This window comes from Roseibium sp. (assembly GCF_048261595.1).
Lineage (GTDB): Bacteria > Pseudomonadota > Alphaproteobacteria > Rhizobiales > Stappiaceae > Roseibium.
The window spans coordinates 286,178-299,890 of sequence record NZ_JBLXFW010000002.1; the positions used below are offsets into that span (position 1 = coordinate 286,178).

General features: G+C 57.7%; 15 protein-coding genes and 1 pseudogene. 12 read left to right on the forward strand and 4 right to left on the reverse strand.

The window, feature by feature from the left end:
• The first annotated feature begins 32 nt into the window (after positions 1 to 32).
• The 5 genes from ACN0SY_RS08645 to ACN0SY_RS08665 all read left to right on the forward strand — a co-directional run bounded on the left by ACN0SY_RS08645 (position 33) and on the right by ACN0SY_RS08665 (position 2,528).
• Positions 33 to 338: a hypothetical protein gene (locus tag ACN0SY_RS08645; RefSeq protein WP_417686367.1), complete on the forward strand. Its 306-nt coding sequence runs from the start codon at positions 33 to 35 to the stop codon at positions 336 to 338.
• Positions 335 to 631 (forward strand): hypothetical protein, encoded by a 297-nt coding sequence (locus ACN0SY_RS08650; RefSeq protein ID WP_417686368.1) that lies wholly within the window; start codon positions 335 to 337, stop codon positions 629 to 631. Before ACN0SY_RS08645 ends, ACN0SY_RS08650 begins: the two co-directional genes overlap by 4 nt.
• 134 nt (positions 632 to 765) lie before the next feature.
• The gene (locus tag ACN0SY_RS08655) at positions 766 to 1,176 is read left to right on the forward strand and encodes a DUF3775 domain-containing protein (protein ID WP_417686370.1); all 411 of its coding nucleotides are present in this window, start codon (positions 766 to 768) and stop codon (positions 1,174 to 1,176) included.
• Positions 1,177 to 1,399: 223 nt separating this feature from the next.
• Positions 1,400 to 1,525, forward strand: a complete 126-nt coding sequence (locus tag ACN0SY_RS08660; RefSeq protein ID WP_417686372.1) for a hypothetical protein — start codon at positions 1,400 to 1,402, stop codon at positions 1,523 to 1,525.
• Positions 1,526 to 1,568: 43 nt separating this feature from the next.
• Positions 1,569 to 2,528 (forward strand): heparan-alpha-glucosaminide N-acetyltransferase, encoded by a 960-nt coding sequence (locus ACN0SY_RS08665; protein ID WP_417686374.1) that lies wholly within the window; start codon positions 1,569 to 1,571, stop codon positions 2,526 to 2,528.
• Here the strand turns inward: ACN0SY_RS08665 and ACN0SY_RS08670 are convergent.
• Positions 2,517 to 3,428, reverse strand: coding sequence for a choline/ethanolamine kinase family protein (locus ACN0SY_RS08670; protein ID WP_417687196.1), 912 nt, complete (start codon positions 3,426 to 3,428; stop codon positions 2,517 to 2,519). The genes ACN0SY_RS08665 and ACN0SY_RS08670 overlap by 12 nt on opposite strands.
• A 49-nt stretch (positions 3,429 to 3,477) precedes the next feature.
• Here ACN0SY_RS08670 and ACN0SY_RS08675 point away from each other — a divergent pair, with 49 nt between their 5' ends.
• Complete coding sequence (locus ACN0SY_RS08675; protein WP_417686376.1) at positions 3,478 to 3,780, forward strand: SelT/SelW/SelH family protein; 303 nt, start codon at positions 3,478 to 3,480, stop codon at positions 3,778 to 3,780.
• A 133-nt stretch (positions 3,781 to 3,913) separates the two neighbouring features.
• Complete coding sequence (locus tag ACN0SY_RS08680) at positions 3,914 to 4,702, forward strand: hypothetical protein (protein ID WP_417686378.1); 789 nt, start codon at positions 3,914 to 3,916, stop codon at positions 4,700 to 4,702.
• Here the strand turns inward: ACN0SY_RS08680 and ACN0SY_RS08685 are convergent.
• Positions 4,699 to 4,923: a DUF6471 domain-containing protein gene (locus ACN0SY_RS08685; RefSeq protein ID WP_417686380.1), complete on the reverse strand. Its 225-nt coding sequence runs from the start codon at positions 4,921 to 4,923 to the stop codon at positions 4,699 to 4,701. The genes ACN0SY_RS08680 and ACN0SY_RS08685 overlap by 4 nt on opposite strands.
• Positions 4,924 to 5,126: 203 nt before the next feature.
• Between ACN0SY_RS08685 and ACN0SY_RS08690 the strand changes: the two are divergent.
• Together ACN0SY_RS08690 and betC are read left to right on the forward strand one after the other, a co-directional pair.
• Positions 5,127 to 5,984 (forward strand): annotated as a pseudogene (locus tag ACN0SY_RS08690) (IS1595 family transposase).
• Positions 5,985 to 7,380: 1,396 nt separating this feature from the next.
• A complete protein-coding gene (betC, locus tag ACN0SY_RS08695; protein WP_417686382.1) occupies positions 7,381 to 8,898 on the forward strand; it encodes a choline-sulfatase in 1,518 nt (505 codons plus the stop codon).
• An 18-nt stretch (positions 8,899 to 8,916) separates the two neighbouring features.
• On the opposite strand, the gene ACN0SY_RS08700 is transcribed toward betC, so the two are convergent.
• Together ACN0SY_RS08700 and ACN0SY_RS08705 are read right to left on the reverse strand one after the other, a co-directional pair.
• A complete protein-coding gene (locus ACN0SY_RS08700; RefSeq protein ID WP_417686384.1) occupies positions 8,917 to 10,521 on the reverse strand; it encodes a D-Ala-D-Ala carboxypeptidase family metallohydrolase in 1,605 nt (534 codons plus the stop codon).
• A gap of 23 nt (positions 10,522 to 10,544) precedes the next feature.
• On the reverse strand, positions 10,545 to 11,492 hold the full coding sequence (locus ACN0SY_RS08705) for a hypothetical protein (RefSeq protein ID WP_417686386.1): 948 nt from the start codon (positions 11,490 to 11,492) through the stop codon (positions 10,545 to 10,547).
• A 441-nt stretch (positions 11,493 to 11,933) separates the two neighbouring features.
• On the opposite strand from ACN0SY_RS08705, the gene ACN0SY_RS08710 reads away from it, so the two are divergent.
• The 3 genes from ACN0SY_RS08710 (at position 11,934) to ACN0SY_RS08720 (ending at position 13,646) form a co-directional block, all read left to right on the forward strand.
• Positions 11,934 to 12,197, forward strand: coding sequence for a hypothetical protein (locus tag ACN0SY_RS08710; protein WP_417686388.1), 264 nt, complete (start codon positions 11,934 to 11,936; stop codon positions 12,195 to 12,197).
• A gap of 112 nt (positions 12,198 to 12,309) precedes the next feature.
• The gene (locus ACN0SY_RS08715) at positions 12,310 to 12,597 is read left to right on the forward strand and encodes a DUF1344 domain-containing protein (protein WP_417686390.1); all 288 of its coding nucleotides are present in this window, start codon (positions 12,310 to 12,312) and stop codon (positions 12,595 to 12,597) included.
• 143 nt (positions 12,598 to 12,740) lie between these two features.
• Positions 12,741 to 13,646, forward strand: coding sequence for an HNH endonuclease (locus ACN0SY_RS08720; protein ID WP_417686392.1), 906 nt, complete (start codon positions 12,741 to 12,743; stop codon positions 13,644 to 13,646).
• Positions 13,647 to 13,713 lie beyond the last annotated feature (67 nt).

Here is a 13,713-nt window from a genome sequence, read left to right on the forward strand (position 1 = left end):
AGCGCCAACTGGTCATCTGGAGGATCGAAATCATGCAAGGACATCCAGCTATCAGCCTGTCGCACCGGCAACACTCCAGGTCGAAGGCGTTCGACCGTAGTCTGCTGATCGCCTCGGGCTTCGCGCTTTCCGCATTTGCCGGCCTGGCGATTGCAACCGTCGGCGGTCTCGACATGGTTCTGCCTGCCCTATGCTCCGCCTTCAGCGCCATGCTGATCGCCACGTTCTATCTGGGCGACCAGATGCTGAAGCGACTGGCTTTGATCGACACCAGCCCCCGCCCCGATGCCAATCATTCTTCATACCACGACGCCATCGGAACCATCTTGCGCAAATGATCAGAGATACATTCGACCGCCTCGCGACCCTTTTCCGTTCGCGCTCAAAAGAAATCGAGGCAGGGATTCCCCAGGATACGTCGTGGCGCAATAGATCGGCCCGCAAGAAGGAACGGTCCGATGCCAAGGCCCTGCTGGGCGCAATTGCGCTCGGGCTCGTGTTTGCCCTGGTGCTGACAATTGCCGCCTCCTGGGCACCTGAATCCTTTGCGCGCAGACATCAGGGCGCACCGAGCGCTCCGCAATTTCAGAATGATCTTGTCGGCCACAACGATCCCTCGGACGCGGGTTGATCGCTCAGCCAAGCTTCGACGCCACAATCTCCGGTTTCTCTGTCGAAACGACGGGCGCTACCGACCAAAAGGCCATTGCGCCTGGCTCAATGGCGGCTGATAAATAGGGCATCAATTTCTGGGGGAACCGAGCCATGGACGTGAATCTCACCCTTTCCGCCGACACTATCCGAATGCTCGCCCAAAAGGCCCGCGCCGTCTCGACCGCACTCGAGGACACGTTTGAAGACGGCCACGAGGGCGAGGTCGAGTTCGATGAGGACACGCTTTCGGACAGCCATGCTCATGACGGCCTCGCCGAAGAGGAAAATGACGACATGTCCGACGAGGAACTGCGGGAGCTGATTGACGATCTGAACGTCGATGAAGCCGCCGAGCTCGTCGCGATCGCATGGATCGGCCGAGGTGACTTCGAAGCAGGTGACTTCGAGCAGGCCGTAGATGAGGCCAAGGAGCGGGCCGTCGGATCAACTGCCGACTACCTGATCGGCATGCCGCTGCTACCCGACTATCTCGAAAACGGTCTCGACGCCCTTCAGGTCTGAAGCAGACTCCTCGGGAAAATTGCGAGCGAGAAGATTGAGTATGGCGTCTTCGTCGAATTCAGCTTTCCCTTGCCGTTTATCCACCACAAGCGAAAGTCTCATGTGCTTTCCTTTGGAAAACGACCTTAAACATTGGTTTACCATCTTTCGCTGACCGCTTCGGTCAGTCACGCTCTCCTTGCTGCTACACGGGATTGCCCCTTGGCGAGGAGACATCGGACACATGCTGCACGATCAGTCGAAGCGCGATGCATTTTCAATCGACCGGCCATCACCCTGGCCCCTTGTCGCCGGCTTTCTGGCACTCTCTGCAATCCTCAGCACTCTGGTCGTCGCCTTCGGTTCCTGATGCCGTTCGCCCGTCCGCTTTGGTCTGAAGGCGGACATACCACATGACCCTGCAACGCATTCTCGCTCTGGACGCCCTGCGCGGCATTGCCGTCGTCGCGATGGTTATCTACCACCTGTCGTGGGACCTTTCATGGTTCGGGCATGTCGAATGGAACGTCGCAGGAGGGGCCGGCTGGCGGGCATTCGCCGCCTTGATCGCCGGGACATTCCTCTTTGTTGCCGGCATCTCCCTTTCGCTGGCTCACCATGACGCTATCCGCTGGGGGCCCTTTTTGAAGCGGGAAGCGGTGATCGTCGCCGCTGCGGCTGCGGTTTCCGTCGCAACCTTCTTCGCATTCGGCGACACGTTCGTGCGCTTCGGCATTCTCCACGCCATCGCGGCCGCCAGCTTGATCGCCTTGCCCTTCACCAGACTTCCGGCAATTTTTGCAGCAGCTGCTGCTGCGTTTGCGGCCACGCTTCCCCTCTGGGCCTCCGGCCATGTCTTCGACGGGCAATGGCTGCTCTGGACCGGCCTTGGCCAGCCAACCTACGGTGCGGTCGACTATGTGCCGCTTGCGCCCTGGTCCGGGGCAACGCTTCTCGGCGTCGCTGTGGGGAAAATCCTGATTGCCCACCCTGATCGCGCAAAGGCAAGCAACGAACAGCTGACAGGCCCCGCCGGTCGGGGCATTCGCCTGGCCGGACGTCATTCGCTTGCAATTTATCTCCTGCACCAGCCCCTGCTCTATGGCCTGTTCTGGGGCCTCAGCGTGAGCGGTCTGACGCCTGATCGCAGTGTTGCCATCTTTGAGCGGGACTGCACAGCCTCCTGCACGGCGACCTTTGGCGACGAAGCGGTCTGCCGCGCGTCCTGTGCCTGCACGGCGCAGGGGCTTCAGGATCAGGGCGTCTGGCAGGATCTGGTCGCAAAGCCGCAGGACCCTGACCTGCGACTGACGCTCAACCAGACCTATTCGCAATGCCTTCGCGACACCCCGGCGGATCCGCTATCCAACTAGCGCAAGAGCCCGTTTGATGCGCCCATCCGCAAAGGCGGCGAAATCATCTGCGTCATTGCCCTGAGCCAACTGCGCCAGGGCCCAGAGCGCAGAGATCACATCACAGTTCAGCCTGTAGACCTTCAATTCCAGAGGATCGGGGACAAGCCCACCGGCTTCACCATAGGTCTTGAGCAGTTCGCGTTCCTGCAGCGCATCGAAGCCGTGCTCGAGCACCGCATAAGCTAGATCCCAGGCTGCATTCGCCATGGCGGCATATTCGAAGTCGATCAGGATCAGGCTCTCGCCCTGCGGCAGGATATTGCCGGGCGACAGATCGAAATGACAGGGCACCGAACGGCTCTGGGCGAGACCTTCAAGCCCGCCGCGCAAATGCCTGCAGAGGAATTGCAGCCGTTCCGGCAAGGGCCCGCTGCGCCGCGCCTCCGCTTCGCACTCCTCCAGATAGGTGACAGGCTCCCGATTCCGGCTGAACGTCACCTGACTTCCATGCAACGTGGCAAGACAGCGGCCGAGAGCTGGCGCAGTCGTTTGCCCTGATGTCGCCACCTCGGGCAACAGGATGACCCCACTCCCCGGGTCGCCGTAGAGCGGTCGCACTGCAACACCGATGTCGGCAGCCTTCAGGAGGTCTTGCCATTCGGCTTTCCGGTCGATCTTGCCGTCCATTTCCGGTCTTGGCACCCGGAGAACGAACGTTCCGCGGTCAGTAGCCAAACGGAAAACCCGGTTGGTCAGCCCGGGCAGTCGCGTTGCCTCAAGGATCTCGCCGGCGATTGTTCCTGCCTCGGGATGGGCAGCCAGTACGCTCTTGCAAAAGCAGCGGGTATGACGTTCCCTGCTAATTTCGGAGTCAAATACTCCGATTTCAGAAGCGACAGTGCCATCGAAATGTGTCACAACCGGCCAGCCTACCAAGTTGGTTTCCTGTCAGTCACGGATCGCGCCCATGACCAGTTTCAACGGTCCCCATATCATCATCACCTATTGCCGCCAATGCGGCTGGCTCCTGCGCTCCGCATGGATGGCCCAGGAGGTGCTCTCGACATTTTCCGAGGAGATTGGCGCCGTGACGCTTGTCCCGGGCACCGGCGGCATATTCACGATCACCTGTGACGGGCACCCGATTTGGGAGCGCAAGGAAGATGGCGGCTTCCCGGAGGCAAAGATCCTCAAACAGCGCCTGCGAGATTACGTCTGGCCGGAGAAGGACCTTGGCCACTCGGACGGTCACAAGGCTCCCGACGCCTGATCCCGGCGCTGGGCAGACGTCGCGCCATACGAAGAGAGCACTTTCGCGGCACTATATATCAAGAGCACCAAGTAGATCTAGGTAGTTTAATCATGACTACTCAAGCAGCTCAATTCAGGGCAAGGTGTTTATTATGCGACATTTCATCAGGCTCGTGGCAATTATTGGGTTGGGTAGCGGTATCATCGCCGCTGCTGTTGCAATGTTTGCGGAGCCGTTTTTCGAAGAGCTTTATTCGCAGCTTGGAGTCGACACCTCAAGGTGGGTCACACCAGCGCTGAACTTTATTATTAGCGAGTCAGGAAAATTAACAATCGCGCTGGCAATTGGGTTTGGAGTTGGTGTTCTAGCGCATTGGCTTGCAACTAAGTGGGATCGGTATCACTCCAGAGATAGTGGTAAAAACACGAAACCAGGATCGCCGAGAAAAGTGCTGGCCGTTACCCCCGGAGGAAGCCCGCCTAGAATCGCTCGTATCGATGCCAAGAAACTCCAAGCAATTGAAAATGTTCTGGATATTGTCGGGTATGATCGTGCATTGCATTCTGCAACACAATCATTCCTGCGGTTGCGGGGGCAGTGGAAGGAAAAACTGCAAGCCGGAGAACTCGGTTCATACTTGCCGCAACTGCACGCCGCACATGATGCAATATTGACCGCCCAATACGAATCGGAGCGCGTTGCCAAGACTAGTGAACGCTATGCTGATATTCAGGAGCTATTGTATCCTCTTTCCGATAGAAATCGGGTATATCCCATTGGTGAATTCATAGATAATTTGAAACGCCTCGATACGGACACGCCAGCTAAAACACTGCAGCTTTTTGAGCCGTACGCTGCTAACTGTCGCAAGGTGTTGATTGAGTTAGACGCAGACAGAGATAATGCAGTTAAAGCGCTTCTCGGCATGCGTAACGGCTAGACCACTCTTAAATCCACCGTTCCGATTGCTTCAAAACAAGCCAGCATAAAAGCAGCAGTGAACTTCCCCCGGCTGAGCTTGTTCCTGATATTCGGCTCTTTCTCATAAATGCCTATCTCTGCCAGCCTATCGACAAGTTGAGCATAGGTAACACCCTTGCGTTTTAATTCAGCCTTCAGGAGGTTGGCTGCGCGGGCTTCCCAGTCCGTTTTTTCTGCCATGACATATCGCCTCTGATGCAAAAAGCATCATATTCAATACATATATCCTTCTATTCGATACATCAATAATCTATAGGATGCATTGGTATCGGAAATAGTACGTTATGGCACAGCATATCCTCCTTTCAGCTCAAGCACGGACCCTCTTCCTGAAGTCCATGTAGCAAGGCGGAGAGGAAAAGGCTTGCAGCAGGTTCCGCGCCATCCGCTGACACGAGACGGATGGAGAAGCTGTGTGCCCGCGTTGCGGCTGCTGCGAAACCTATGACATTCCGACACGTCCCAAGTTTAAGTGTGCAGCCTGTCACCACTAGTTCTCGGTAAAGAGCGGTACGATCCTCGCCAGCCGGAAGCAGTCCTTCACCGATCTTTTCGCCGCGATCTGCATCTTTGTGAACTCTGCAAAGGGTATCAGCGCCGTGAAGCTCTCTCGTGATCTTGATTGCCAGTACAAGACGGCTTTCGTCCCGTCGCACAAACTACGCGAAGCAATAGCTGCTGAAATCAAGGGTCATACACTGGACGATGAAGTCCAAATCGACGGCGCATACTTCGGCGGCCATATCCGCCCGGAGAACATGAGGGTCGCAAAGACCGCCGCTCGGCTCGCTACCAGACCGGCAAGCGCCGCGTTGTCATCGTCATGCGGAAACGCCAGGTCCGCACACTTACCATTGTTGCGCGTCATGAAGGCGAAGGCGTTGACCATGCTAAGCGTTTTGTGGACCGGGACGCGATCATGTACGCCGATGAAGCCTCGCACTTGGACGCTCTACATGATGGCTGGAAAACCTATCGCATCAACCACAGCGAGCCTTACGCAATCGATCACGTGTCAACGAACCAAGCCGACAGCTTCTTCTCTCGCCTACGTCGCATGGTGCGCGCGGCCAGCACCACCATGTAAGCCCGCGTTATCTGCATCACTAAGGAGGCCATGCCGTATGGCTCGAGGATCATCGCAGGGAGAGCAACGGCGAACTGGTAGGCCGTGCGCTTGTATTGGCGATGGATCATCCAGTTAGCCGGGAGTGGAAAGGTATTGGCAGAGAGCAAATTAGAAACTGTTTTCTGGCCCCGGAAATTCATAATCAGATGGTGCAATTTTGATCATGTCAGTAATCAATTTCTGAACTGCCCACTGATCGCAATAGCCATCCTCTTCAACTGGAACGGTGAAAGGAACTCCACCCCACGGCCATCGCCACCATTCCGCGGTGTTTAAACGGCCTAGCCCATCAAGAGGGCAGCAGCCATAGTAACGTAGCTTCTTTTCCCACTCGTCACGTGGTAGCCGCCTTACTGAAATCATTAAGCTGCTGCGTAGGTTACGTACTCAAAAATTCCGCTCTCTGTCTTTGGGGCTTTTTCTCCAAGCTGAGTTTTTAGATTATCCCTCAGAGTTTCGAGACGTGACACCGATATCTGTCTGCCAAGCATACTGGTTAGTATAACGCTTAAAGCAGGCTCGACATCGGCGAACAGGGCTTCTCTGTTCTTATGTGACAGTACGAATCCTGGCACATCATCACTGTACGCACGCACTCCGCCGTCTGAGCGATCTTCAAATATCACCGATATCTTGGTAAATGAGTGAGAATGCATTTGATCCGTCATGATCGATCCCCCACTACGAAACTATAACCAATGGATACGATTTCCGTTAATAAAAAGTTAATAAGCGCACTGAGTGCATCGATCAATTAACAAAACTTTAACGTCGTCGCCACAACTGCAAACCCTTTCCATTCCCCTCTGAAACAACCCGCCCATGCGAACGGAAATTCCCTAAGAGGCGCGAAACGGCATTCCTAAGCCGAACCATATGGTTGTGGTCGTTTGGGTTCTCTCCACACGCTCGGCTAACTACAAAGCGATCTGACGACTTGTAAGGGGCTCCGTAGCCGTCCTGAGTACGTTTAATACGTGCCTACTGATCTCTCCTTGCTTGTAGCGTCGTTTTCCGGCACTGGCAGGCATGAGAGCGTCATAGTCAGCATCAAAGCCTAGGATGCATAAAGAGCGGCCATATCGCTTTCCAAAGCAGCAAGTTCAGATCGCAATTCCTTTACCTCGCGGTAAAGCACGATACGCTTTGCCAGTAATCCCCGGATTGCGTGTTCATAGGTCTTTGTCTTGGCAGGGCTTCATGCCTTGGATTCTGGCAGAATCTAACCAAGAAATCAGCGGAAGGCTTGGTGCGCTTGCTACCCAATGCCGCACTTTCCCACTCAGACAATCTGAGGTTTAATCGACCGCAGGCGCGGCGGACGGGGCCGCGCCTTCAGGCGGAGCGGTACGGCTTGCAAGAGCATTCCGCTCCGCCCGCCCTATCCGCCGATTTGGCGCCTGCATTGCGCCGCAGTTACGCAACTACGCGCCGCATTTTGTTGATCGCTTTCCCGAAACACGTTTAGAACCAAGGCTCCAAGCCATTCCGCCTGCACGAGTTCCGCGATGTCCACGCCCCCCAATTTCCTGATCCTGATGGTCGACCAATTGAACGGAACGCTGTTTCCCGACGGCCCGGCGGACTTCCTGCATGCACCCAACCTGAAACGGCTAGCCGCCCGCTCAACCCGCTTTGCCAACACCTACACCGCCTCGCCGCTCTGCGCTCCCGGCCGAGCCAGCTTCATGTCAGGTCAGCTTCCGCGCCGCACCCGTGTTTATGACAACGCGGCGGAATTTGCCTCCGACATTCCGACCTACGCCCATCATTTGCGCCGCGCCGGATACACCACCTGCCTCTCCGGCAAAATGCACTTTGTCGGGCCGGACCAGATGCACGGCTTCGAGGAGCGATTGACGACGGATATCTATCCGGCCGATTTCGGATGGACGCCGGACTATCGAGAGCCCGGCGAGCGTATCGACTGGTGGTACCACAACATGGGCTCGGTCACGGGATCCGGTATCGCCGAGATCACCAACCAGATGGAATATGACGACGACGTCGCCTTCCAGGCCATTCGCAAGATCCATGACTACGGGCGGGGGAAGTACGACCGCCCCTTCTGCCTGACGGTGAGCTTCACTCATCCGCACGATCCCTATGTCGCAAGGCAGAAATACTGGGACTTGTACGAGGGGTGCGAGCACCTTCTGCCCGAAATTCCGGCCATGGAGTACGACGCCCACGATCCGCATTCAAAGCGCATCTTCGATGCCAATGACTGGCGCAGCTTCAACATCACCGAAGATGACATCCGCCGCTCCCGTCGGGCCTATTTCGCCAATATTTCCTACCTGGATGACAAGATCGGCGAGATCCTGCAGGCGCTCGAAGCGATGCATTTGGCCGAGAACACCACGATCCTCTTTGTCTCGGACCATGGCGACATGCTGGGCGAGCGCGGCCTGTGGTTCAAGATGACATTTTTCGAAGGCTCTGCCCGCGTACCCCTGATGGTCGCCGCGCCACAAATGCCGGCGGGCCTCGTCGAGGCCCCGGTAAGCACCATGGACGTCCTGCCGACGCTCGCTGACCTCGCCGGAATCGACATGAGCGAAATCCAGCCCTGGACCGATGGCGAAAGCCTGGTCCCGCTGGCCAATGGCACAGCCAGAACGACGCCGGTGGCAATGGAATATGCGGCCGAAGCGTCCTATGCGCCCCTCGTCGGCCTGCGCAAGGGGCCGTTCAAGTACATTCATTGCGAGTTGGACCCGCCGCAACTCTTCGATCTGGACAAGGATCCCCACGAGTTGACGAACCTCGCGGCCGATCCGGATCATCTTGAAATCGCCGCAGATCTGGCCGGAGAAGTCGAGCGCCGCTGGGACATGACCGCCTTCGATGCCGAAGTACGTCAGAGTCAGGCCCGCCGCTGGATCGTCTATGAAGCCCTGCGCAACGGCGCCTATTTCCCATGGGACTTCCAGCCGCTACAGCAGGCGTCGGAACGCTATATGCGCAACCATATGGACCTCAATGTAGTCGAGGAAAGCCAGCGCTATCCACGCGGCGACTGAACGTCCCGACCTGCAGGATCACCGTTTGTCCCAATCCGCGCGGGTCCCGCGAACATCGACATGCACGAAGGTCCTGTAGACCCCGATACCGCCCTCGAATGCGCCGGCCGCACGCATGGCATTGAGCTTCTGCGCCCAGTCGCCGGTTGAGCCTGCTGCCGCACCAACGACCTTGAAGTCCGCTGCCGTGAAAGCCATGTGCTGGCTTCGCGACGCGCCGCCGATCTTCTTGTTGTAGGCAGGACTGCGATAGACGCTGGTCAGAACGACCGGCAAGCCGGTCTCCTCCCGCAGACTATCCAGCACCCGTACCAGCGGCAGGATGTTCTCCCAGAGCTCAGGCGGTGGATCGGTGTTCAGACCATTGCTCGCATGCGCGCCGCCCCTGACCAGGAATTCGTGCCATTCGAAGTGCCGTACGTCGGGCAGGTTCTCCTGGAAAAAGGCCTGGAACGGGTGCGAGGGCGGCACATTGTTGTCGATGTTCGGCTGGTTCTCCTCGACGACGACCGTTGCGTCCGCATCCGCATCGCTCTGCCCGCTCTCGTCCTCGGCCACCACATCGAGGCCAAGATCGACATGACCGTTCTCGTGGAGGTACTTCAGGAACGTCGCGCAACCGCATTGCTTCGACACCGCGTTCCGGTTGAACACCCCGTCGCCGATGAACTTGCCCTTGGCGTAGATGGTCGAGAAGCTCCACAGGTAAGGCGTCGGGATCCGCTTTTTTCGATAGCCCCAGCCGTTGTACCGCTCCCAGCGCCAGAGCGCCCGCGGCAGCGACCAGTCGCTCAGCCCGGCAAGCTCGTGATGCTGCAAGGCATCACGTGCACTGGCTTCCCACGAGTTCGGCGGATTCCAGACCTTTGGCCGGCCCGACGGCACGCGAAAAGTCCGGTCTTTCAGCGGGTCGCCGTTGTGAAGATGGGTCGTGAAGTTGAAACTGGATTCCAGCATGTGGATCCCGGCGACGAACCACCACGGGATTCCGAGCGGATTGCCGACCGCCTCATAGCGTGCCTTGTGCTTCAGAGCCTGCAGCGCCTGCTTCTTGATCAACGCGTCGCGGTCGTTCTTGTAGCCCGCCGCGAGGAAAAACCGCACATACTCGTCGGCGATCTGCTCATAGCCGCGTGCGGTCGAGGTTGCCGGTGCGAACAGCATTTCCTTCGGAACCGCGTCCTCCGGAATCTCGACCGGGGTGACGACCGGCGCAATATCCACCTCGTCATTGTCAATGTCCTCCACCTCCTGGTTGGAGGTGTGGGTCGTGCGCATGCCCTCGTCGTCGTGGAACAGGCGCAGCGCCTCGGAAATCCGGTCAATCAAACGGCTTAGAACCGGCGCGGCGTCAGGCTCCCGGAGCGGAGACTTGAGAACGAAAACGTCATCCAGATCGTCGATCAGCGCCTGGAACCGCTCCGTGATGTTCAGGAAGCGGCGCGTGCCTGCCCGAAAGCCGTCAATTGCCTCATCAAGACGTTCATCCGCGAAGGTGAGGCCGAAGTTGGTGATCACCTTCAGTTCCTCTTTGGACTTGGCCTCGTTCTGCATGGCCAGGATCTTGTCAACAGAGGTCAACTCGTCCTTGAGTTCTGCAATGATCGCTTCAGGTGTTGCCATGACACTTCTCCCTTCTGGGCCGGTCACCTGCCCGCGACGGCGGCGCCGGAGCGAACGTCCCGAATTTCCGCCCAGAACGCATCAGACTTTTCCCGGATTTCGGCAGCTTCAATTGCTATCCGAGTAAGGCTCTCGACCGTTCCTGGCTGCTGACCTGCAGCCGCCACCAGTGTATCCAGAGCTTTCGACGTGCTGTTCAGAAGCTGCGCATAGGCAGTCAGGCTGTCGTGAAAATCGGAAATGCTCTGCCGGATCGCATCGACCCTTTTCAAGGCCGCCGCCCGGGCAGTCGCATCCTCATTCAGACGCGCTGCATTGGCTTCGTGGTTGGCAACGATCAGATCCCGCTCACGCGCCCTCAGGAACACCTTGTAGATGTTTGGCGTATCCTCGAGCAGCGCGTCCAGCATCTCCTGCACATCGGTCTTGCTGTCCAGGATCGCCTGTCGCACCGCTGCATTGGCCCGCGCCCTGCTCAGCCGTCCATACATGTCCTTGGCAAAGGTCGCCGATGGCGGCACAAGAGCTGTCAGTCCGCCGCTCGGGACGACCCCAATGGCCGCAACAGCGTTGACCAGGGTCACCAGTTCGTCCAGCCGCTCGTTGAATTGTGCGGCAGACTTTCCTTCTGCCAGATCCACCAGAAGACTGTTGTAAAGCGTGACCACGGCGAGCGCATCCCGGCGCGCCCTGATCGACGGATCCTCGTTGCGGCGAGTGCCGTCATCGCCCAGCGCCACGGCGGGATCGAAACACTGCGGATATCCGAGGCGAGACGTGCCGCAGGTCTTGGCCGTGCCCGTGCCGGCTGAGGACACGATCGGGGAAATTTCGTCAAGCAGCAGGTCACCGGCACTGCGGGCCTGCTGGAAGGCGTCCGAATAGGCGCGCAGGGTCTCGACCGGCACGCCTGCGCAACCCGCCACCGTCAGCAGGGCAAGGGCACATACCATGACAAACGACCGTTTCATTCCCCCTCCCCGAGGCATGACACAAGGTCCGGGCTTTCCGCCGGGACTCAGGCGGAAACAGCTGTAGCCATGCTACCCCCGGACCACAGCCATGGAAAGAATTTCTTCGAAGGACAACCCTCCGGTGCACACCGACACCGCCCTGTCGAAAGCTGGCAGGAACCGGCCCTGACACGGCCAAAATTTATTTTTCGGCGCCGGTTCTTCAGTCCAAATTCCGCCGTAATCCGGGCGCTGAATCCACCTCAGCGGAATGCAACGCGCCCAGCGTAAGCCCTTCCCCGGCAAGCCGAGAATTTACGACGCCGCAATGTCGGAAAATGACGGCACCGTCGAGGACCCAAGCCGCTGACACCCTCTCGGACGGGGAGATGTGTCAGCCGCGCCAGACCGCACCATCAAAACAGTCAACGCCTCTGATCCATGAAGGGATTTTGGGATATGTACGTTCGTACACTTCTGCTTGCCGGCGGCCTCCTGCTTGCCGGTCTGGGTGCATCTCATGCCGCCGAATTCGTGACGGCAAAGGTCCAGAGCTGGGATCCGGCCAGCCGCACCATCACGCTCGAGGACGCAACCACGTTCCAGTCGGTTCCGGCCGCAATCACTCTGCCCGACACGCTCGCCGGCCAGATGGTAACCATCAACTTCAGGGCCACCGAAGACGGTGTCCAGGAAATCTTCTCCGTCGAGATCCAGCCCTAAGACAGTCCAGATCCGTGCGGAGCCCCCGTCCCCACGGAGATTTTTGCCCCCAGGCCGGTTCGCTCCCCCGCGAACCGGCTCCCCCTTTCAGTCAAGACAACCGGAGTACCCAATGAACGCTTCTTCCAAGGCCGCCCGTATTGCCGCCTGCGTTCTCGCCCTTTCCCTGTCGGTCCTGTCGCCGCTGGCGATCAGCCCGGCCAGTGCAGATGAAGCTGCTGGCGCCGTGACCGCGATCGACGCCGACAATGCCACCATCACCCTGGACGACGGCACCGTTTTCGTCCTGAGCGCCGAAGTCAGCGCGGACGGTCTTGAGCTCGGCAGCGAAGTTCTGCTGACCTACAGCGAAGGCGACAACGGCACGCTGATCGTCACCGCAATCGAGATCACCGAGTAACCAGCCTCGGAACACCTGAAAGGACGCCTGAGCCCCCGCCCGGCGTCCTTTTTGTTTTGAACGGGGGGATGCCGTCATCGACGCTTGCATTTCTTGCAGTTGCACGCATAAGCTAAATTGTTTTCAATCACTTATGCTCCTCAATGGCTCAAGCAGTTTTCTACCATAAGCCCAACAGTGACTATGACGACGTCACGGGCGCGCGATATCACTTCCCAAAGTCGTATTTGTCACGCGTCGAGCAGACTATTGACGATTGGATTGTGTACTACGGCCCACTACCACCGCAGAAGGGGCGCTTTTACTCTGGCATTGCGAAAGTGAGGCGTATCGAAGCAGATCCCGCGAAAGAAAAACATTACTATGCATTTCTTTCCGACTATTTGGATTTTGACCGACCAGTGGAATACACGGAGCAAGGCGGCTTCGAGAGAAAGCTAGTTCGGCCAGACGGTTCAATTAATGGCGGCGTTAGTGTTCAAGCTGTGCGGGTTATCGAGAACGCCGAGTTCGCAGCTATTATACGCGCAGGGCTATCGGAAGAAGATGAGTGGCCAGATCGCACTGATCCACCGATAGCTCAGCCGGACACAAGCTTGCAATTATCTGACATACCGCAAGTTCCATTGGATGGATTTCCAGAAGAGCGGAAGATAGTCCCGCAACTCGTGAATCGCCCTTTTAGAGACGCAAAGTTCAAACAGCATATCAGGATACTCTATGACCGCACCTGTGCCTTTACCGGGCTCCGCCTTATCAATGGCAAGGGACGCCCGGAAGTAGAGGCCTGCCACATTGTTCCCGTTGAAGATGGCGGCAACGACTCTGTTCAGAACGGCATAGCGTTATCTGGCACGGTGCATTGGATGTTCGACAGAGGACTTCTTTCTCTAACTGACAGCTATGAAATCTTACCGTCGCGCCAACTGAATTACGATATATCCCATCTTCTGCACGCGGATATGAAAGCCCGTGTCCCAGAAAACCCGATGCATCGGCCACACCCTGAATATCTCGCTTGGCATCGGCGAAACAAATTCAAGGCTTAGCCGTATCCTCCTGACACTCCGCTGTCAGGAAGTCTGCGCGGAAAGCGGAACAAAACCGCAACTGCCT

What these genes read in the sequence shown, in the direction of transcription:
- ACN0SY_RS08645 (WP_417686367.1), top strand. Translation starts at nt 33, where the DNA reads ATGCAAGGACATCCAGCTATCAGCCTGTCGCACCGGCAACACTCCAGG.
- ACN0SY_RS08650 (WP_417686368.1), top strand. Translation starts at nt 335, where the DNA reads ATGATCAGAGATACATTCGACCGCCTCGCGACCCTTTTCCGTTCGCGC.
- ACN0SY_RS08655 (WP_417686370.1), top strand. Translation starts at nt 766, where the DNA reads ATGGACGTGAATCTCACCCTTTCCGCCGACACTATCCGAATGCTCGCC.
- ACN0SY_RS08660 (WP_417686372.1), top strand. Translation starts at nt 1,400, where the DNA reads ATGCTGCACGATCAGTCGAAGCGCGATGCATTTTCAATCGACCGGCCA.
- ACN0SY_RS08665 (WP_417686374.1), top strand. Translation starts at nt 1,569, where the DNA reads ATGACCCTGCAACGCATTCTCGCTCTGGACGCCCTGCGCGGCATTGCC.
- ACN0SY_RS08675 (WP_417686376.1), top strand. Translation starts at nt 3,478, where the DNA reads ATGACCAGTTTCAACGGTCCCCATATCATCATCACCTATTGCCGCCAA.
- ACN0SY_RS08680 (WP_417686378.1), top strand. Translation starts at nt 3,914, where the DNA reads ATGCGACATTTCATCAGGCTCGTGGCAATTATTGGGTTGGGTAGCGGT.
- ACN0SY_RS08685 (WP_417686380.1), bottom strand. Translation starts at nt 4,923, where the DNA reads ATGGCAGAAAAAACGGACTGGGAAGCCCGCGCAGCCAACCTCCTGAAG.
- betC (WP_417686382.1), top strand. Translation starts at nt 7,381, where the DNA reads ATGTCCACGCCCCCCAATTTCCTGATCCTGATGGTCGACCAATTGAAC.
- ACN0SY_RS08700 (WP_417686384.1), bottom strand. Translation starts at nt 10,521, where the DNA reads ATGGCAACACCTGAAGCGATCATTGCAGAACTCAAGGACGAGTTGACC.
- ACN0SY_RS08705 (WP_417686386.1), bottom strand. Translation starts at nt 11,492, where the DNA reads ATGAAACGGTCGTTTGTCATGGTATGTGCCCTTGCCCTGCTGACGGTG.
- ACN0SY_RS08710 (WP_417686388.1), top strand. Translation starts at nt 11,934, where the DNA reads ATGTACGTTCGTACACTTCTGCTTGCCGGCGGCCTCCTGCTTGCCGGT.
- ACN0SY_RS08715 (WP_417686390.1), top strand. Translation starts at nt 12,310, where the DNA reads ATGAACGCTTCTTCCAAGGCCGCCCGTATTGCCGCCTGCGTTCTCGCC.
- ACN0SY_RS08720 (WP_417686392.1), top strand. Translation starts at nt 12,741, where the DNA reads ATGGCTCAAGCAGTTTTCTACCATAAGCCCAACAGTGACTATGACGAC.